At 76.7% G+C, this 21,622-nt stretch carries 1 protein-coding gene (running past one end of the window); it reads right to left on the reverse strand.

Annotated elements, in window-relative coordinates:
- Positions 1-21,622, reverse strand: partial view of a lonely Cys domain-containing protein gene (locus AMK24_RS16980; protein WP_143203715.1) — the 3' portion only. Its footprint extends 9,962 nt past the window's final position; 21,622 of the gene's 31,584 nt are visible here — the last part of the coding sequence; the start codon falls outside the window, past its right edge — the gene reads right to left on this strand; it ends in the stop codon at positions 1-3.

Here is a 21,622-nt window from a genome sequence, read left to right on the forward strand (position 1 = left end):
TCAGGCACGGACGTCGTCCAGTATGCGGCGGATGCGGTCGGTCAGGCTGCCGGAGGGGTCCTGGTCACGGGCCCGGAACCAGGCGTTGACCAGCAGTTCCAGCCGATCCCCCGTCAGCGGCCCGGAACCGGAAGGGAAGTCGGGTCCGAGCGCCGCCAGGACGCGCAGGGCGTCCTCCAGGACGGCGTGGTGCCGCCGCTCCCACGCGGCGGCCTCGGGACCAGCCGTTCGGGGCCGGGCCGGCTCGGGGCGCGCGGTCTCCCCCGGCCCCGGGGGCGGCGGGGCCAGGACGGATTCCGGCGCGGAGGCCAGGGCCTCCACCACCTGGCTCAGCCGTGCCGCGGCGTCGGTGGGCGGGCCGCCGGGCTCCTCCGGGGTCGCGACCGGTGGGCGGTCCGGGCCCTCGGGGATTCCGGCCAGGTGGCGGTCCCCGTCGAGCACCAGCAGGGCGGTGGGGGCCCCGGCGGTGCGCTCGCCGTGGTACGTCACCTCGCCGTCCGGGCCCGCCACGGCCACCGTCACGCCGAGCCCGCGTGCCGTCGCCGCCGCGAGCGGGCCCATCGGCAGGGCCGGCGCCCCGTCACCGCGGGACGGGTCGGCGAGCAGCACCCTCAGCCGCTGTACGGGGCTCAACTCCACCCGTGACGCGGGGATGCGGTCGCCCAGGAGCATGGCTTCCGTGCGTACGGAGACGCTGAGGGAGGCCCCGACGCGGTCCAGGAGGGCCAGCGGAAGATCGCGGTCCGCGGCCAGTCGCCGTATCTCCTGCCCGGCCACGTCGTCGTCGGTGACCTCGCCCGCCAGCCAGGCGCGGAACTCCTGCGCCGTTCCGGCGCCCGCCTCCCCGAGCGCGCCGCCCGCCACCGGGCGCACGGCGAACAGCAGTGTTTCCACGGCCCGTTCACCCTCCTCCGGCGCCTCGTGGAGGGCGAGGGCCGTCCCGTCGAATACGGCGGTGTCCGGGCCGGTACGGCGGAAGCGCTCGCGGAGCGCGGAGGCGTCGCCCTGCCCGGCCCCGGCCTCGCCCGCGGAGGCGGCGGGCCGGGCGGCTCCGGTGGGCTCGGAGGGCTGGGCGGAGTCCGTGAGTTCGGCGGAACCGGGGAGTTCGGTGGAACCGGGGAGTTCGGTGATCCGCGGCGACGCTCCGGTCTTCACGGCCGGGCCGGGCGCCCCCGTCGCGGACTCCTGGGCCGGTCGCCGGGGCCTCCAGACGGTCCTGGACCACTGCCCCAGCTTCTTCTCCCGCAGTGCGGTGATGCGCAGCGGGTCGAACGGGTCGTCCTCGACGAGGTCCAGCGGCCCGGAGTAGGCGAAGGCGCTGCGGCCGGTGCGGTCGGTGAACGGCTGGGTGCGCCGGGCGTCGCCGTCCGTGAAGCCGGCCATCGGGAAGACGACGGGGACGTCGACCCCCGCGTCCGTCACCAGCGGCGCCAGGTCGAGCAGCGCCCAGAGTTCCTCGTCGGGAACGGGCAGCGGGGCGTGTCCGGGCAGGTGGACGACGATGCCGCCGTCGTCCGCCCGGACCCCGGTCCAGATCACCAGGGAGGCCCCGCCCGGCTCCGTGGACCTCCACGGGGCCGGGTGGGGCAGGGTGAGGACGTCGCCGCCGGCCTTGACCCGCGCGTACCACTGTGCGCTCTCCACGCCGTTCGGGGCCGGGCGTCCGCTCCAGTTGTAGCCGGTCGGTTCCGTCCCGTCGGTGAGGATCTGCCGGAGGGCGCCCAGTTCGCGGAGGTGGTGGGCGGCGAGTTGGTGCGGGTCGGCGATGTCGATCCGGCGGGCGTGGGCCCGTACCGCGAGGAACGTCAGTTCCGCCGTCGTCTCCTCGTCCCAGGGGTCCGTGTCCGCGAGGTGGAGGGCGCGGCGGCCCAGGCTCTCCTGCTGGGCCGGGTCCATCCGGAACAGGACCAGGTCGACGGCGGCCGTCATCGCCCAGAAGGCGCGGGCGATGTCCCTGGGGCGCGGCGTCACGGGTTCGGGGAGCCCCACCGCGTCCCGGACCAGTGCCGTGCCCTCGCCGCCGGAGAGTTCGTCGACGGTGTACGTCAGCGCGGTGTCCGGGAGCATCCCGGTGAGCGTGCTGCCGGGGTGCCGGTCGATCTGCTGCCGGGCGGCGTCCAGAACGCCCAGGTAGGCGTCGCGGCCCGGGGCGTCCCCGCCCACGCGCCGGGCGAGGAACGTCCACAGCTCCATCCGGAACGGGGTGAACCGCCGCATGCCGGGGTCGTCGGCGCGCAGGGTCTCCAGCGCGGCGATGCCCCTCAGCACCCGCTCGTACCGGCCGCCGGGCGTCCAGCGGTCGTCCTCCACGCCGTGGTCGAAGACCAGGCGCAGCGCGCGGACCAGCCGCAGCGTGGCCGCCCGGACCTCCGGCGGCACGGTGCCGGGGTCTCCGTGCAGGCCCGCGACCGCGGCCAGGCGGTCCAGTTCGGCGTCGGTCGGCTCGGGCCGGACGCGCACCACGCGGCCGACCACGCCGCCGGGGGTGTCCTCCAGCAGGTAGGAGTCGTCGTCCAGTCCCGCGGTCAGGGTCGGTCCCTCGACCTCCAGCCGGCTGGCGTTGGCCGTGTGCTGGATGAGGGACACCTCGTCCAGCGGGTCCTCCACGGGCGGTGCCGGGCGGCCCTCCTGCGGCTGGTCGAGGGGGTGGCCCGGCGACGCCGCGTAGCAGACCTGCAGGCCGATCCGGTGGCCGGGCGGCAGCTCGTGGACCTCGCGCAGTCCGCCGATGTACCGCCCGCCGTCGGCGGCGTTCAGCCATACCGTCGAGCCGTCGCGCAGGACGATCTCCAGCGCCCCGGGGGAGCCGTGCCCGTAGTACGTGTAGACGGCGGGGTCCGGGGTGTACGGCTCGGTGCCGACGACCTGGTCGCCCAGGGTGGTGGCCGCGTAGTGGACGCGCCGCCGCCGGTGGAAGAGGCCGCGCAGCATCCTCTCGCGCTGGTCCAGGTCGTCGCCGACCGAGACCCTGCCGTAGCGCTCGCGGCGGTCGAAGACCAGGGGCCGGGTCGCCACGTCGCTGTCGCGGAAGGTCCTGCCCTCGACCGAGGTCCACTGCCGGTCCTCGAAGGGGGCCGGCGTCGCGGGCGGGTCGAAGGGCACCCAGTCGCCGTGCCAGCCGGCGGGGTCGTGGACCGTCATCGTCGGGATGCGGGCCCGGAGGGCGGAGTCGTGGCGCAGCCGCCCGTCGCCGCTGGGCGCCCACACCCGCCGGCCCAGGCGGGCGGCGACCGCGCGCACCCACTCCAGGTACTGCGAGCCCGCGTACGGGATCGCCAGGACCACCGGCACCCGGGGCGGCAGCGCGGCCAGTTCCGGGTCCCCGGCCAGCTTCTCGGCGAACGCCTCCGGGGTCGTCCCCCGGGCGTCGAGGGCCCGGTCCCCCACCAGGTACGCCTCTCCGCCCCAGGGGGCGGGCTCGTCCGGCTCCCGGGTGACCGTTCCGTCCGTGACCTCCCGTACCCGGTCGGTCCGTACCCGGTCGGTCCAGGCTCCCGTCAGGTCGCGTCCGAGGACCGCCCCGGCGTCGTCCCGCAGCACGGTGGCCGGGTCCTGGAAGGGGTCCGCCCCCTGGGCGGCCGGGGTCGGCGGGCCGAAGAAGGTCAGATGGTCCCGGCCGGGGGCGGCCGGGGCGGTGAACCGGCGGGCTGCGGCGGTCCAGTGGCCCGGGGCGCCGGTCTTCGGGTCGGGCAGGGTGACGATGCCGAGCGGGGCCCGGGGGCTGGGGGCGGTGAGCGCCATCGGGGCGCTGTAGGCGTAGGAAGGGCGTCCGGTGCGCTGGGAGAACCGCGGCGCCAGCTCCGGGCTCGGGGCTCCCGGCCCGGTGGTCAGGAACAGCACCGGGATGCCGAGGGGGAGGGTGCGCAGCGCGGGGGCCAGGTCGAGCAGGGCCAGGAGTTCGTCCTCGGTCACGGGGACGGGGCCGCGGCCGGGCAGGTGGAGGACGGGGGCGCCGGACGGGCCGGCCTCGATGACGGTGAGGACGGGCATGGGCTTGCCGGGGCCGGTCCACTCCGGCGTGAGCCGGTGGGCGGTGGTCCCGTCGGAGCGGTGCACGGCGCCCCAGTCGATCCCGGCGGGGGCGGTGGCGCCGGACCAGTTGACGCCCTGGACGTTGGGCCCCTGCCGCAGCAGGGCCGCCGGGGCGAAGGCGCCGCTCTCCGCCAGGTGGAACGCGGCGAGCAGGTCGTGGTCGGCGGCGTCCAGGCCCCGTGCGATCGCCTTGGCCGACACCGCCCACACGGCTTCCTGCCGGGTCCGGTCCCAGGCGGTGGCGGCGTCGAGGTGGAGGACCTTGCGGCCCATGGCCTCCCGGGCGGCGGCGGTCATCGGGCGGAAGAGCTGGGCGGCCCGTGCCGTGGCCCACAGGGTGGACGCCACGTGGCGCGGGGTGAAGGCCGCCCGGGGCGGCAGCGACTGCACGTGGCGGATCATCTGCTCGCCCGCGCCCGTCAGTTGCTTCAGGGTGATCTGGAGCGCGGGCGAGGGTACGGCGTCGGTGAGCCGGGCCTCGGGGTCGGCCGCGATGCGGGCGGCCGCGTGGTCGAGGAGGGACCGGTATCCGGCCGGGTCCGGGGCCCGGCCGGTGTGCTCGCGGACGAAGAAGTCGAACAGGTCCGCGCGGAACGGGGTGAAGGAGCTGATGGCGGTGTCGTTGGCGCGCAGGCGTTCCAGCGCGCCGATGCCCTTCAGCGCCTGCTCGTAGCGCCCGCCGGGGGTGGAGCGGTCGTCCTCGATCCCGTTGCCGAAGACCGCCCGCAGGGCGCGTACCAACCGCAGCGTCGCCTCCCGGGTCTCGGGCGGCACGTCGTCCGGGCTCCGGTGCAGGCCGGCCTCGCGGGCCAGCCGGTCCAGCTCGGCGTCCTGCGGTTCGGGGCGGCGCAGAATCCTGCGGCCCCGCTCCCCGTTCGCCGCTCCCATGGCGGAGCGCCGGGTGGCGTCCATGCCGGTCATCCGGGTGGAGCCGTCGGTCTCGCGGCGGGTCAGGTTGGCGACGTGCTGGTCGAGGGGGACGTCGCCCAGCGGGTCGTCGACGTGCGGGACGGGGGCGAACGACGGCTGCTGGTGGGCGGGGTCGCCGTCCGAGGCGCTCCAGCAGACCTCCAGGTGCATGCGGTGGCCCGGCGGCAGCTCGCGGACCTCGCGCAGCCCCGCGATGTACGCGGCGGCCTCGCGCTTGCCGAGCCAGACGGTCCGGCCGTCGCGGAGCGGGAGCTGCATCCGGCCGGGTTCGCCGTGGCCGGCGTAGACGTAGACGGCCGCGTCCATGGAGACCGGTTCGGATGCCGTCTCCTGGGCGCGGGCGCCGGCGGGCGTCCAGTGGACGAGCTGCCGCATCCTGCGCAGGGCGCGGAAGTTGTGCTCCCGCCGCCGCATCCCGTCCTGCCGGTGGACGGCCATCCTGCCGAACCGCTGGTGGTCCTCGTCGGCGAGCGGGCGCGTGACGACGTCGCTGTCGCGGAACACGGTGCCGTCCAGCGCCGTCCACGTCCGGTCGGCGTAGGGTCCGGACGCCGGTGAGGGGGCGACGGACACCCATGCCCCGACCGGCGCGTCGGGGTCGGGGTCCATCGTCACCGGGACGTGGGCGTCGCCGGTGCCGTCCGGGACGATCCGGCCGAGCCCGCTGGGGCCCCACACGGTGCGTCCCAGCCGGTCGGCCACCGCCCGGAGCGTCCGCTGGTAGCGGTCGCCGGTGTGGGGGACGGCGAGGACGACGGGCACGTCCTCGGGGAGCTTCGCCAGTTCGGGGTCGGCGGCCAGCGCGTCGGCGACCGCCTCCGCGTCCAGGACCCGGCCGTCCGGCAGCAGCACCCGCCCGTCCTCGCCGTCCGCGCTGACCACGTACGCGGTGTCCGGCCACGGGGCCGGGCCGGTCGCGACGACCTTCGGCGCGGCCCCCGGCCGCGTCTCGATGGTCCGCAGGGTCGCCGGGAGGACCCGGCTGACGCTTCTCCCGGTCCAGTCGCGGCCCTGCGCGTCCCCGGACGGGCCGGTCAGCAGGGTCTTCGGGGCCAGCAGCGGATCGTTCGGCCCGGTGAACGTGCCGGACGCCGGGGGCGGGGCGGCGGTGGTCGACGCGGCGGCGGGCGCGGTGGCCGGGGCGGTGGGCGCGGTGCCCGCGGGGGCGAAGAAGGCGGGGCCGGCGGGGCCGGCGGCGGGTGTGTCCCAGGCGCGCACGCTGTGGTGGAGCGGGGTGATCGCCTTCCCCGACAGCTCCAGGTCGATCCCGGCCGCTCCGGCGGCGGAGAGCAGCAGGAACTGCAGGGCCACCGGCAGCGGCGGCTCCACCTGGCCGTTGGCGGCGAAGTACGCGCTGATCGCGGTGCGCAGGTCGCCCCAGGTGAGCGGGGTGGTGACGCCATTGGCCGCGCGGGTCCGCTCCAGGGCCCAGAAGCCCTGGAGCAGCGCCTCGAAGGCGTTCGCGTCGTTCTCCAGGAGGGGGCCGTAGACCAGGCGGATCGCGCGGACCCAACGGCGTACGTCCGGCGCCCGGCCCCGGTCGCCGGTGACCCGCTCGGCCCACCGGCCGCGTTCGGCGCTCGACAGCTCGGGGCGGAACCCGGCCCACCAGTCGCCCTCGGCCAACTGCCAGCGCGGTCCGCCCAGGTGGTCGGCGGCCACCAGGAACGCTTCCGCGCCGCTGCCGGTGGTCCAGACCCAGCGGTCCAGGCCGTTGGCCAGGATCTGGCCGGCCGGCGGCGTCTCCAGCGGGTCGAAGGGCGGCGGCCCCGCCAGGTCGGCCCCCGTCACCACGACCGGCCGCTCGGGGGCGAGCGCGGTGAGGTCCCCGTCCACCGCGTACAGGAAGTCCACGATCCGGGCGTAGTCGAACGCCGCGTCGGTGCCGTCGGTCAGGGCGAGGAGCGCGCCGCCGGGCCCGCCGCGCAGCCCGACCAGGTAGGCGTCCTGGAACGGCAGGCTCTGGACCGGGCTCTCCAGGGCCACCGGGCCGGAACGCACGTAGGTGAAGCCGACCACCTCGGGCAGCAGGCCGTACGTCTGCCGCAGTCCGTCCTGCCAGGCGTGCAGCGGCAGGGAGGACGTTCCCACCGGGGTCTCCCGCGCGTCGCGGTGCCGGACCGCCATCACGCGGTCCAGGAGGACGCGGGAGCCGTCCATCGCGACCACTTCCGCGTACCAGGGCAGGACCGGCGGGGTCTGCGCCGGGTCGGCGAGGACGGCCAGGGCGCCGCGTGCCGCGTCGAAGATCTCCCGGGCCCTCGTCCGCCCGCCCGGGGGGATGTTCGGCAGCAGCTCGTACGCCTCCACGAGCGCGGCCCGCAGAGCCAGGTGGGCGGGGTGGTCGGCGGGCAGCGGCCGGCCCAGGGCGTACGCGCCGAGCGCCAGCGCGACGGCCCGGCCGTCCCACTCGGTCAGCGGCCGGCGGGTGGGGCCGCCGGCCTGCGGGATGCCGGCCCGTGCCGCCACCACCAGGAAGCCCGCGACGCCCTGCACCACCGGGTTGTCCGTGATCCGCCGGACGGACTCGCGCAGCACGTCGTCGGGGAGCGGGGCCCGGGACCCGAGGGCGCGCTCGTAAGCGGCGCGGCTGAGGGCGGACAGCTCGGTGACGGCGCGCTGGATCTCCTCGGGCGTCATGAACTGGCCGGTGTAGCCGAAGTGCCGCAGCTCCGCGAGGACCAGGGGGACGGCCAGCCGGCCGTCGTCGGTGTCCAGGGTGGGGTAGTCGCCGTCGTCCATGCCGACGGCGTAGCGCTGGCTGATGGCCTCGCCCTCGGAGGTGCGGCCGGTGAGGACGGCGGTCCAGTGCTCGCGGGGCGTGGGCACCTCCGTGCCCGCGGTGTCGAAGAAGGCGGGGTCGGCGGGCAGGTGCGGGGCCAGCCGGTGCCGGAAGAACTCCAGCAGTCTGCCCAACTGCTCGGCGGCCTCGGCGGAGAGCTGGTCGTGGCGCTCGTCCAGGAACGCCCGGGCGCGGGGGCGCAGCGCCCGCAGGATCCGGTCCAGGGCGTTGCGCGAGGCGGCGGGCAGGAGGTTCTTGATCAGCTCCGGGTCGGCGCCCGGCGGGCGGGCGTGGTCGAAGACATCGCCGATCGGCGCGGCCACGACGTTCTGGAAGCCCAGCCAGCCGTAGCCCCACACCTCGTCGATCTCCGGGATCGCCGCGAGGAACGGGGCGATGTGGCTCTCCACGGCGGGCGTGCCGAGGATGTGGTTCGCGTACGTCGTGATGAGGGACTGGCCGAAGCTCCGGGCGCCGGCGATCGCGGTCTCGAACTTCGGGACGGTCAGCCGCTGGTGGGCGATGTCCTGGAGCTCCCGGAGGCCCACGGTGGGGTAGCCGAGGGTGAGCTGCCCGTAGGCGGTCCGGTCGAAGCCCTCGGGGGCGGGGTTGACCGCGGTCTTCAGTCCCGTCTCGGTGAACGTCCAGCCGCCGAGCGGGCCCAGCATCTCGGTGAGCGGGACGGCGGCCCGCCGCTCGTCCGGCAGCCTTCCGACGGCACGCGCCCGCTGCAACTGGGCCATGCCCTCCTCCTGGGACTGCCGGCGCTCCCCCGGGAGTACGGCCATGGGGTCGAGGACGAACTCGCCGATGACGAAGTTCCGCCGCACCGGGCGCGGTTCTCCCGGCGCCACCCGCGGCTCGTCGACGTGGAGGAGGCCGTCGGCCGTCATCCAGAAGCCGCGGCTGTCGGTGACGAGCGTGATGCCGGGGCCGTGGGCCAGGACCAGGGTCGAGGTGAGGCGGCCGGGTATGTCGAGGAAGAGGTCGCGGCGTTCCTCGACCTCCAGGCCGATGGCGCCGTAGCCGGGCTCGACCGCCGCGTCCAGCCCGGCGAGGGCGGTGGAGGAGGACGGGGAGAACTCCGGCAGCGCGTGGGCCAGGGCCTGCCCGGCGGGGCCGACGACCACGGCCCGGGCGTCGGACGCCGCGACCGCCGGGGGGAGCGACGACACCTGGCGGCCGTGCCCGGCCGCCAGGTCCACCCACACCACGCCGCCGCGTCCCCCCGGGTGGTAGGCCGCCCAGGCGTGCCCGGTCGCCGCTCCCTGACGGCGTGCCAGGACGAAGGCCGCCGCTCCCGGGCCCTGGGCGGCGACCGCCCCGGCCACCGCGTCCCACGACCGGACCCGGCGCCATCCGGGGCCCGCCACCAGCGACGTTTCCGCCACGGGTACGCCGATCACCGAGTCGTCCACCGTTCCGGCCGGGCGCACGCCCCGGGGGAACAGCTCGCCGCGCAGCGCCCCCAGCAGGACCAGGCACCGTTCGGCCGTCAGGCCGCGCAGCGGCTCCCGGCCCGTCACCCGGGGGACCAGCGCGGTCAGTTCCGCGCGGCTGAGCGGCGGCGGTACGGGGGCCTCGACCCCGGTCAGGCTGCGCGGCGCCGTGAGCGCGGTGGAGGAGGGCGCGGCGGGGGCGGTGGGCGGGGCCGTGTCCGGTACGGAGGCGGGCCGTGCGGGCGGCTTCGGCGAGGAGAACAGGGCGTCGCCGTACGGGGCGGGCACGAGGACGCTGGAGTTCAGGCCCCGCAGCCACGCCTTGTGCCAGACGCCCTGCCGGCCGCCCGCCGTGCCGGGCCGCCCGATCAGCCGCAGCGGGGCGGGCGCGCCGTCCGGCGGCGGGGTGGTGGGGGCCACCGTCAACGCGCCGCCGTAAGACCAGCCGTTGCGGGCGGTGCGGTCGGAGAAGGCCTCGGACAGGGTGGCCGCGCGCCCCGCGCCGCTGCCCGCGCCGGACAGCACGAACAGCACGGGTACGGCGAGCGCGACGGTGCGCAGCGGCGGGGCCAGGTCCAGCAGGGCAAGGAACTCGCGGTCGGCGACCCGCAGGGGCCGCATGCCCGGCAGGTGGAGGACCACGAAGCCCTCGGCGTCGGTGTCGGTCCACACCACCATGGCGTCGCCGGGCTCGCCCTCGGCGGCCCAGGGCGCGCGGAAGTGCTGGAGCGGGGCGCCGTCGTCCCCGGTGTCCTGCCGGCCCACGACCCGCAGGTCGAGCCCGGCCGGCGCCGGACCGCCGCTCCAGTTGAACCCCTGGAAGGCCTCCCCGGCCCGGAGGTGGTGGGCGGGGCCGAACGCGCCCCGGGAGGCGAGCTGGAAGGCGGCCAGCGTGAAGAAGTCCGCCGGGTCGAGCCCGGCCGCGACGGCCTGGGCCGTCAGCGTGTACAGCTGCTGCTTCCGCGCCGGGGCCCACTCCTCGTCGGGGAACAGGTGCAGGACCCGGCGGCCCAGCTTCTCCGTGAACGCGTCGTCCCGGCCGGCCATCTGCCGGGCGGCGCCCGCCATCGCCCAGAAGGCCCGCGTCACGGCGCGCTTGGTCACCGGGACGTTCTCGGGCTGCCGCAGCACGTTGCGGACGAGCGGTTCGCCGAACTGCGTGACCTGCCGCACCGCGTGCTGGATCGCCGGATCGCCGATGGCCTCGCCGAGGGCGGCCTCCGGCTTCCGCTCCAGCAGTCCGGCGGCCAGGTCCAGGACCTTGCGGTAGTCGTCGGGGCCCGGGTTCCTTCCTGCCGCCCGCTGGGCGACGAAGGTCCACAGCTCCATGCGGAAGGGGGTGAACCGGCTGAGCGCCGCGTCGTTGGCGCGCAGGGTCTCCATGGCGCCGATGCCCCGCAGCAGCCGGGCGTGCAGGGCCTTGTCCTGCTCGGCTTCGGGGCCGAAGACGAGGCGCAGGGCCCGCACCAGGCGCAGGGTGGTCGCCCGCACCTGCGGCGGCGCTTCCCCGTCGTCGGTGTGCAGGCCGGCGGTCCGGGCCATCTCGTCCAGCTCGTGCGGCAGGGGCTCGGGGACGACCCACCTGCGCCGTCCGACGACTCCGCCGGGGGCGTCGTGCAGGATGTGGGCGTCGGTGTGGAAGCCGCTGCTCATCAGCGCCCCCTCGGTGACCCGGCGGCTCACGTTCGCCGTGTGCTGGGCGAGGGGGACCTCCTCCAGCGGGTCCTGGACGGCGGGCGCCGGGCGGTTGTCCAGCTGCGGCAGGGCCGGGTTGCCCGCCGCGTCGCTCCAGCAGACCTCCAGCTTCATCCGGTGGCCCTCGGGCAGTTCGGCGACCTCGGGCAGTCCGCCGATGTACCGTCCGCCGTCCGCCGCGCCCAGCCACACCGTCCGGCCGTCGCCCAGGGCGAGTTGCAGGCCGCCCGGCAGCCCGTGGGCGACGTACACGTACGCCGCCGGGTCCGGGGTGCGGGGCTCCTCGCCGATCAGGGCGGTCCGGCCGCCGGACGCCATCAGGTGGACCTGTTTCCCGGCGCGCTGGTAGGACCGCATCAGCTCCTCGCGGCCCCGGACGTCGTCCGCGTGCGACATCCGGCCGAACCGCTCGTTCCGGTCGGAGACCAGGGGCCGGGTGAGGACGTCGCCGTCGCGGAAGACAGTGCCGTCGAGCGCCGTCCAGGCGCGGTCCGGGAGCGGTGCGACCGCCTTCGTCGGCCGGAACGGCACCCAGGAGCCGAGCGGCTGGTCCGGCCCGTGGTCGATGAGCGCCGGGACGTGCTCGCGCTTCTTGTCGCGCACCAGGCGGCCGTCGCCGCTGGGCGCCCACACCGGCCGCTCCAGCAGATTGGCGACCGCCCGCAGGTAGGCCAGGTACCGCTGGTTGGCCAGGTACGGGACGGCCAGGACGACGGGGACGTCCCCGGGCAGCTTCGCCAGTTCGGGGTCGGCCGCGAGTTCGGCCGCCAGCTTCTCCGCGTCCAGGGCGTGCCCGCCGGGGAACCGCACCCCGTCCGGGCCGCTCTCGCCCCATACGACGTACGCGGAGTCGCCCCAGGGTGCGGCTTCGTCCGCGCCGGCCTTCTCCTGGGGCGGGGTGCCCGGCCGCTCCTCGTACACCCGGACGCGTCCGATGCGCAGGCGGCGCACCTTCTGGTCCGTCAGGTTGCGTCCGCGCGGCGCGCCCGAGGCGTTGGTCATCAGCGTCCCGGGCGACAGGAGCGAGCCGGCCGGGGGCCCGTCCTGCCCGCCGATGCTCAGGGAGGCGAGGTCCGGGAGCCGGCCGGCCTTCCGGTCCGACGGGCTGAAGACGGTCAGGTCGCCCGTGCCGGACGCGGCCGGGGCGGCGCCGGTCTGCCGGGCCGCGCGGGTCCAGACGCCCGGGGCCCTGGTGGCCGGGTCGGTCAGCGCGAGGATGGCGAGCGGGGCGGCGGGGTCGCCGGAGGAGAGCATCATCGGCGCGCTGTACCCGTAGGCGGGGCGTCCGGTGCGCCGGGAGAACCGCTGCACCAGCTGGGGGCTCAGGGCCCCCGGGCCGGTGGTCAGGAACAGCACGGGGTGCTTCAGCGGGAGGGTCCGCAGGGCGGGGTCGCTCTCCAGCAGGGCCAGGAACGCGTTCTCGGTCACGGGGAGGGGGGCGCGGCCGGGCAGGTGGAGCACGATCCGCCCGGCCCCGTCGACCTCCACGACGTTCAGCATCGGCATCGGTTTGTGCGGGCCGGTCCAGGCGGGCGGCACCGGGCGGATGCTGCTGCCCTGGGGTCCGAACACCATCTGCCGCACGCTGCCCCAGTCGACCCCGGCGGGCATGGCGGTCCCGGACCAGTTGACCCCCTGGACGTTCGCCCCCTGCCTGAGCAGGGCGGGCGGGGAGAACGCGCCGCTCTCCGCGAGGTGGCGGGCGGCCAGCACGTCCTGGTCGCCGGGGTCCGCGCCTTCCGCGATCGTGCGGGTCAGCAGCGCCCACAGCGACTCCTGCCGCGAACGGTCCCAGGGCGTCGCGGCGTCGAGGTGGAGCACCTCGCGGCCCATGGCCTCGCGGGCGGCGGGCGTCATCGGGCGCAGCAGCCGGGCGGCGCGGGCCGTGGCCCACAGGGTCGAGGCGATCAGGCGGGGGGTGAACGGGGCGGGGGCGGGCAGCGACTGCACGTGGCGGATCATCTGCTCGCCCTTGTCCGCCAGTTGCCCGAGGGCGGTCTCCAGCGACGGGGCGGGCACCGCGTCGGTGAGCCCGGCGTTCTCGTCGGCGTCGATCCGCTCCGCGGCGAAGTCGAGCAGGGCCACGTACCCGCGCGGGTCGGGGGCCCGCCCGGTGTGCTCCTGGACGAAGAAGTCCAGCAGGTCCAGCCGGAACGGGGTGAGGTGGGCGATCTTCCCGTCGTTCGCCCGCATCCGCTCCAGGGCGACGATGCCCTTCATGACCCGTTCGAACCGGCCGTCCGGCCCGCCCCGGTGGTCCTCGAACGTGGTGCCGAACACGGTGCGTACCGCCCGGACCAGCCGCAGCATCGTCTGCCGCGTCTCCGGGGGGACCGGGTCCGGGCCGCGGTGCAGTCCCGTGTCCCGGGCCAGGGCGTCCAGGGCGGGCCCCAGCGGTTCGGGGCGGCGCAGGACCCTGCGTCCCCGTTCGCCGGTCGCCGAGGCCAGGGCGATGCGCTGGGTGTCGTTGAAGCCGGTCTGGCGGGTGGAGCCGTCCGTCTCCCGGCGGGTGAGGTTGGCCACCGCCTGGTCGAGGGGGACGTCTTCCAGCGGATCGTCGACGTGGGGCGTCTCCCCCAGGTAGGGGTACTGGCGGCGCGGGTCGCCGTCCGAGGCGCTCCAGCAGACCTCCAGGTGCATGCGGTGGCCAGGCGGCAGCTTCCGCACCTCGGGGAGGCCCGCGATGTACGCCGCCGCGTCCCGCTTCTCCAGCCACACCGTCCGGCCGTCGCGCAGCGGGAGGTGCATCCGGCCGGGTTCGCCGTGGCCGGCGTAGACGTAGACGGCCGCGTCCATGGAGACGGGTTCCGAGCCGACCGGTTCGTTCTCGGTGCCCGCGTCGGTGCCCGCGGGCAGCCGGTGCGACAGCTCCCGCAGCGTGCGGAACCTCCGGAGCCGCTGCGCCCGCCGCCGCAGCCCGTCCTTCTGCTCGACGGCCAGCCGCCCGAAGTGCCGGTGGTCCTCGTCGGTCAACGGCACGGTGAGGACGTCGCTGTCGCGGAACACGGTGCCGTCCAGCGCCGTCCACGTCCGGTCGAGGTAGGGCCCGGTCGCGGTCGAGGGCTCGACCGCGAGCCAGTCCCCTACGGGGGCGTCGGCGTCGCGGTCCAGCAGCGCGAGGACGTGGGCGCCCGACCCGTCGGGGACGATCCGGCCGGCCCCGCTGGGGCCCCATACGGTGCGGTCCAGCCGGTCGGCCACCGCCTGCAGCGTCCGCTGGTAGCGGTCGCCGGTGTAGGGAACGGCGAGGACGACGGGCACGTTCTTGGGGAGCTTCGCCAGTTCGGGGTCGGCGGCCAGCGCGTCGGCGACCGCCTCCGGGCCCAGCTCCCGGCCGTCCGGCAGCAGCACCCGGCCGTCCTCGCCGTCCGCGCTGACCACGTACGCGGTGTCAGGCCACGGGGCCGGGCCGGTCGCGACGACCTTCGGCGCGGCCCCCGGCCGCGTCTCGATGGTCCGCAGGGTCCCCGGCAGGACCCGGCTGACGCTCGCCCGGGTCCAGTTGCGGCCCTGTGGGCTTCCGGACGGTCCCGTGATCCTGGTCTTCGGGTCGAGCACGGGGTCGCCCGGCCCGGTGAACGCGTCCGACGCCGGGACCGACGCGGGCGCGGCCGGGGCCGGTACGGGCGGCTGTGCGGCGGGGGCCGGGGCGAAGAGGGACATCTCCTCGTCCCGGTCGGTGACGTCCTCGACGACGCCGCCCGCGGCGGGTGTGTCCCAGGCGCGCACACTGTGGTGGAGCGGGGTGATCGCCGTTCCCGACAGCTCCAGGTCGACTCCGACCGCTCCGGCGGCGGAGAGCAGCAGGAACTGCAGGGCCACCGGCAGCGGCGGCTCCACCTGGCCGTTGGCGGCGAAGTACGCGCTGATCGCGGTGCGCAGGTCGCCCCAGGTGAGCGGGGTGGTGACGCCATTGGCCGCGCGGGTCCGCTCCAGGGCCCAGAAGCCCTGGAGCAGCGTGGCGAGGGCGGCGCCCTGGTCGTCGACGGTGGGGCCGTAGACCAGCCGGATCGCGCGGACCCAGCGGCGTACGTCCGGCGCCCGGCCCCGGTCGCCGGTGATCCGCTCGGCCCACCGGGCCAGTTCGGGGGTGGTGGGCTCGGGGCGGAACGCGGCCCACCAGTCGCCCTCGGCCAGCTGCCAGCGCGGTCCGGTCGGCCCGTCGCCGGGGGCGAGGACGGGTTCGATGCCGCTGCCGGTGGTCCAGATCCAGTGGCCCAGGCCGTTGGCCAGGACCTGGCCGGCCGGCGGCGTCTCCAGCGGGTCGGCGGACGGCGGGCCCGCCAGGTCGGCCCCCGTCACCAGGACGGGCCGCTCGGGGGCGAGCGCGGTCAGATGGCCGTCGGAGGCGAAGAGGAAGTCCACGATCCGGGCGTAGTCGACGACGGCGTCGGTGCCGTCGTCGAGGGCCAGCGCGGCGGCGTCGGGCCCGCCGCGCAGCCCGACCAGGTAGGCGTCGTGGAACGGCAGGTTCTGGACGGGGCTCTCCAGGGCCACCGGGCCGGGGCGCACGTAGGTGAAGCCGACCACCTCGGGCAGCAGGCCGTACGTCTGCCGGCGGGCGTCCCGCCACTCCTGGTCGGGGCGGGAGGAGGTGCCCAGCGGGGCGCCGTCGGGGGTGCGGTGCCGGACCACCAGGACACGGTCCAGGAGGACGCGGGAGCCGTCCATCGCGACGAGTTCGGACGCCCACTCCAGCGGCGGCGGTGTCCGCTCCGGGTCGGCCAGGATCTCCAGGGCGCCCTGGGCGGCGGTGACCATGGCCCGGAGCCTGGGGCGGTGCGGCGGGGGAAGCGTGTCGACGGCGTCGGCCGCCTCCTGGACCGCCGTGCGCAGCGACCGGTGCAGGGGGTGGTCGGCGGGCAGGGGGGCGCCGAGCGCGTACTCGCCCAGCGCGCGGGAGATCCGCTGGCTCTCGCCCACCGGCATCAGGCGGCGGGTGGGGCCCGAGGGCTGGGGCAGGCCGGCCATGAGGACCATCTGCACGAAGTGCGCGAGCCCGCGGACGGCCTCGTTGTCCAGGACGCGGTTCAGGGACGCGGTCAGGACGTCGTCGGGCAGCGGGGCCCGCTGCGCGAGGGCCCGGCGGTAGGCCTCGCGGCTGAGCTGCGACAGTTCGGCCACGGCCTGCCGGATCTCCTGCGGTGTCATCAACTGCTCGCCGTCGTAGGCGAAGTGGCGCAGCTCCGTGAGGACCAGCGGGAGGTCGAGGCGGCCGTCGTCGGTGTCCAGGACCGGATACCGGTCGTCGTCCATGTCGACCACCTGCTTCTGCGTGACGGCCTTCCCCTCGGAGGTGCGGCCGGTCAGCACGGCGGTCGTGTGCTCGCGCGCGGAGGGGGCGTCGCCGATCGTCGCGTCGAAGTAGCCCGGGAAGAGGGGCCGGTCCGGGGTGATCGTCCTGCGGTACAGCTCCAGCAGCCGTCCGAGCGTGGCGGCGAGCCCCGCGCCGATGCCGTCGTGGTGGCGGTCGAGGAAGTCCCTGGCCCGGGGGCGCAGCGCCCGCAGGACCCGGTCGAGGGCCGGGCGCGACGCCACCGCCAGGCCGTTCTTCACCATGAACGCGGCCGGGCCCTGGTTGAGGATGACCCCGGTCGGCCGGGCGACGACGTGGGCGTAGGCGAACCGGAGGTAGCCCCACAGGTCGTCGACGTCCGGGACCGGGGCGAGGAAGGGGACGACCACGTCGGGCACGTCGGTCCGGCCGGTGACGGCGCGGACGAAGTCCGCGGTGGCCTTCATCGCGAACTCGCGGCCCGACGCCTCCACGGCCCCGATCGCGCCCTTCGGCAGCCGGTCCACCGCCCGGTCCTGGAGCACGCTCAGCCCCAGGGCGGGGAAGCCCGTGGTGGGCTGCACGTAGGCGCGGTCCGTCCGGACCGGGGTCCGGCCGACCAGGGCCCTGCCGCCCAGGGCGGTGACCGTCCAGTCGTCCTCGGCCGGCAGGAGGTCGGCGAGGGGGATCTGCGGGGCGGCGCCCGGCTCGTCGCGGGCGTCGAGGGCCCGTTCGACGCGCGCGAGCCGCTCCAGCGTCTCCTCGGGGGACTGCCGCCGCTCGCCGGGGAGCACGGCCATCGGCTCGACGACGATCTCGCCGATGAGGTAGCCGAACTGCTGGGGCTTCGGGTCGCCGGGCGCCAGGGGCGGAAGGGTCAGGTGGAGGCGGCCGTCGGCGGTCCTTGTGACGCTCGCGTGGTCCGTGACGATCGAGAAGCCGGGGGCGGTGGCCAGGACCTGCTTGGCCGGGACGTCGCCCATGCCGCTGATCACGAAGACCAGGCGGCGTTCGATCTCCAGGCCGAGGGCGCCGTAACCGCGTCCGGTCGCCGCGTCCACCAGGGAGTGCGGGATGGACGACGACGCGGCGAAGGCGGGCAGGGCGTCCTCGACGGCCCGTCCGGCGGGGTCCACGACGACCGCCCGCGCGTCGGACGCCGCGACCGGGGGCGGCGCGGAGGAGAGGTGGCGGCCGTCGCGGGCGGAGAGGTCCAGCCACATCACGCCGTCGAAGCCGCCGAGGTGGTAGGCGGCCCACGCGTGGCCCAGCAGGTCGCCCTGACGCCGTGCCAGGACGAACGCCGCCGCGCCCGGCCCCTGGGCGGCGACCGCCCGGGCCACCGCCTCCCACGCGCCCACGGGGCTCCAGCCGGGCCCCGGGACCAGGGCGGAGGCCGGCGCCGTACCGCCGAGCACGGCGTCGTCGACCGTGACCGCCGGACGGACACCGCCCGGGTACAGCGCCTCCCGCAGCGCGCCCAGTAGCACCAGGCACCGCGGCACGGTGAGGCCGTGGCGCGGCGCGGGGCCCGCGATCCGGCGGGCCGTCGCCGTCAGCCGGGGGCGGCTGAGCAGGGCGGGCACGGGCGGGGCGGGCGGCGCGGGGACGGGTGCGTGGGGCTGCGGCTCGTACGCGCCGCCGGTCTCGTCCCACAGCGCGCGGAAGGCGGCCCAGGCGTCGTCCTCGGCCCGGGGGTTGGCGCCCCACGGGTGGCCGGCCTTCGGGTCGGGTCCGTACAGCTCGCGGAGGAGCGGCAGCAGCTTCGGCTCGTGGCGGCGGACCCACTTCGCCCCGTTGTTGCGGGGACGGCCGGTGTACGGGTCGGTGCCGGTGTTCGTGCCGAGGTAGGCGTTGGTGAGCTGGGCGAAGTACTCGAACTCGTTCCGGGCGGAGTAGTTGCGGCGGGTTCCGGTGCTGTCGTACAGCGGTCCGTCGGGCCAGGCGGCGAAGCCGCCCGCGAGCACCTTGTCGTGGTACGCCTCGGTGACGAGGCGGCGCTGCTCGTCGGTGAGGCCGTGGCGGTGGAGGGCGTGCGCGAACTCGTGGGTGGCGGCGGAGTATCCGTCGGCGTACAGCCCCGAGCCGGGTACGGCGGTGGTGTCGCCCAGCAGGTTCTCCTCGCCGACCGCGACCAGCCCGCCGGCCTCGACGCCGCGCAGGACGTCGTAGGAGCGCGCGTTCTCGTCCGTCTCGCCGCGCAGGGCGCCGAACGCGTCGAGGGACGTGGTCGCGGCGTCCTTGGGGACCACGATCATCCGCGCGCCCTCGTTCAGCATGCGCTCCGCCACGGCGGGCGAGCGCAGCATCCGGGCCACCTGCGCCCGCGCCTCGATGCCCGCGGAGACGGGGAGGTCCACGCCGGGCGGCACGTCGACCGTCAGGAGGGCGGCGGTGCGCGCGAACTCCTCGGCGGGCAGGGTCCGGCGCAGCCGCGCGGTCAGCGCCCGGTCGGCGGCCAGCGCCTCCCGGTCGGCGGACGACAGCGGCAGCAGCCGGGAGGTGCGCTCGTCCTCGGTCATCGCGGCCAGTTCGGCGGCCAGTGCGGCGCGTTCGGCCGCGGGCAGGTCGGGGCGGGGCGGGGGCAGCGGGGCCGTGGCCGGGGCCGTCGCAGGGGCCGGGTTCGGGCCCGGGGCCGGGGCGGGTGTTTCGGGCGGCGGGGCGGGCAGGGGCTGTCCGCGCAGCCGGCCGGCGCGGGTGGGGCGGGCGGGCGTGGAGGAGACGGTGCCGCGCAGGGACGGGCCGTCGCCGAGCCCCTCGGCGCGGCGGCCGGTGTCCAGGGCGTCGGTGAGGGCGGGCAGCTCCTCCCACGCCTGGCTGTGGCGGCGGCCCTGCTCGTCCAGCTCCTCGCGTACTTCGGTCAGTTCGGCCTCGATGCCGTCGAGCTGGTCCTGGATCGCGTCGCGCGCCCCGGTCGCCCGCCGCAGGGCGGTGTCCGCCTGCCGCAGGACGCGGTCCGCCTCGGCCGCGTCCTCCTCGGCGCGGCGGAGGTTCCCGGCGAGCGTGGTCTCCCGCCCGAGGGCCCCTTCCAGGCCGGTCCGCAGCTCCCGCGCCGCCTCGCGGGCGGTGTCCGCCTCGTCGAGGGCGTCCTGACGCCGCTGGTGCAGGGCCCGGCCCCGGTCCCGGAGCGCGTCGGCGCGTTCGACCGCCGCGTTCAGGGCCGCCTGTCCTGCCGGGCCCTCCGGATCGGCGTCCGGGGCGGCGTCCGGCGCGGCCTCCGGATCGGACTCCGGATCGGACTCCGGATCGGCGACGAGCTCTTCGAGCCGTGCCACCTCGGCCCGCGCCTCCTGCCACCGGGCGTGGAGCAGGCGCTCCTCGTCGGCGGTGTCGTCGTACCGGGCCCGGGCGTCCCGGGCGACGGTGTCGAGCCGTGCGATCTCCGCCCGCGCCTCGGTGATCCGGCCCCGCAGCGCGGTGAGTTCCGTCCGTGCGGTCGCGGCGGCGCGGCGGGCGTCCGTGTGGGCCCGGTCGGCGTCCCGGTGCGCGGTGGTGGCGGTGTCCAGCGCCCGGTGGGCGGTGTCCAGCGCGGCGAGCGCGCCCGGCTGCCGCCGGGTCAGCCGCCCCTCGCGGTACCGGGCCGCCGCCTCGGCGCGTACGGCGTCGAGGTGGACGCCGATGGCGTCGGCCACGTTCTGCCAGGCGTCGTCGGTGGCCGCGGTGGTGTCGGTGAGCGAGCCGTCGGCGGCGAAGGGCCAGATCCGCAGCCCCCCGCCGGTACGGATGACCAGTTCGACCGGCTTCCCGGCCCGGGCGGCGGTGAGGGAGCCGACGAACAGGGCGCGGGCCAGCCGCGTACCGTCCGGGTCGGGGCCGAGCGCGAGCCACAGCTCCGCCGACGCGTCGTCCGCGTCGATGGCGTCCGCCAGCACGTCCGGCAGGTCGGTGACGGGGTGCCGGGCCCAGTCGCGCAGGTCGTCCGCGCCCTGGGCGGCGAGGATCGCGGGCAGGTCGTAGACGCGCGGGCCCGGTCGCGCCGGGGTGACGCCGAAGCCGAGGACGTCCCGCTCCCACAGCCGGGTGGTGGAGCTGCCGGTGACGTACCGGACGCCGCCGGGGCCGCTGACCTCGATGACGGTGTCGACCAGGGTCTCGTAGGTGCGGGGGATGCGCCGGTCGGCCGGATCGCTGGTCGCCCCGGTCCGCAGCCGGCTGAAGGAGAAGGCGGAGGTGTTGCCGCCCGAGGAGAGGGCGTGGGGCTGCTGCGCCGCCAGCGGGAAGGTCACCCCCAGGATGTGGCGGTTGCCGTCGGCCAGGCTGTAGGAGCCCTGCTGGTTGAGGACGAAGGAGCCGGCGGCGGACGAGGTCGTCGCCGAGGTGCGGTTCTGCCGGCGGACCCGGTCGATGGCGACGTCGCCCGCCTCCGTGACCGGTCGCGGGTTGTGCAGGGATATCCGCAGGGACGGCGCGGTGTCGGGGCTCTCGACCGGCCAGCTGCCGGGCATCCTGTCGGTGAGGCCCGCCGCCGTGCGGGAGGGGTCGAGGCTGATCTCGCCGGCCTGGACCAGTTCGGCGAGCCGGGCGGCGAGGGCCTCCGCCGAGGCGTTGGCGGGCAGCCCCCACGAGGCGGCCATACGCGGGTCCACGTCGTGCAGCGCCTGCGTCAGCTGCGGGGCGGCGTTGTAGTCGTACACCGGCGTCGGGCCGGTGGTCTCCAGGCGGACGCCCTGCGGGAAGGGCGTGGTCCCCTCGGCGGCGGCGTCGGCCGCCGTGAGCAGCAGCGGGTCGCGGCCGAGCAGCGCGGGCGGTCGGGGCCCCTCGTGCCGGCGGGGCCGGTCGGCCTCGGAGGCGACGAAGCGCAGGGCGGTCGCCGCCGGTACGGAGACCCGGCTGACCGGGCGGCCGCGCAGCAGGCGCCCGATCCAGGCGCGGGTCCGCTGCCCCACGTCCCCGTCCAGGCCGGACAGGTTGAGCAGTCCGGCCTGGAAGAGGGCGCCGGGGATGTTGGCGGGCCACTGCCACACGACTTGGGAGCGGACGGTGGCGGTGTAGCGGTAGTCGACGGTGAAGTCGGCGACGCTGCCCGACCGCGTCCAGAAGCGGTCCTCCGTCGCCACCTCGGAGCGGGCCGTACGGGCCCGGGTCTCGGCCACCGCCAGGGACGGCCCCTCGCGGTCGGTCCACCCGGTGGCGCCGGGGCGGGGATAGCGGGAGACCAGGTTGGCGGTTCCCTGGCGGGTGGTGGTGGTTCCGGAGGTGGTCGCCCTGGACTGCGGGGTGTGGGTGTCGACCTGCTCCAGGCCGGTGCCGGCGTCCGCCCTGCGCCCGCGCAGGCCGCGCAGAGCGGGCGTCTGGAGCACCGGTTCGGCGGTCAGGGCCACTTCGACCAGGCGTGCCCCGCCGTAGGCGACGTGGAGGAAGTGGAAGCGCACCTGCCCGCCCGGTCCCCGGCCGGGCAGCGCGCGCAGGGCGGCCGGCTCGGTGACCCGGGCGATCTCGGTCGCCACGCCGGGGAGGTAGGAGGCGTGG

The organism is Streptomyces sp. CB02366, from assembly GCF_001905905.1.
Taxonomy (GTDB): Bacteria; Actinomycetota; Actinomycetes; order Streptomycetales; family Streptomycetaceae; genus Streptomyces.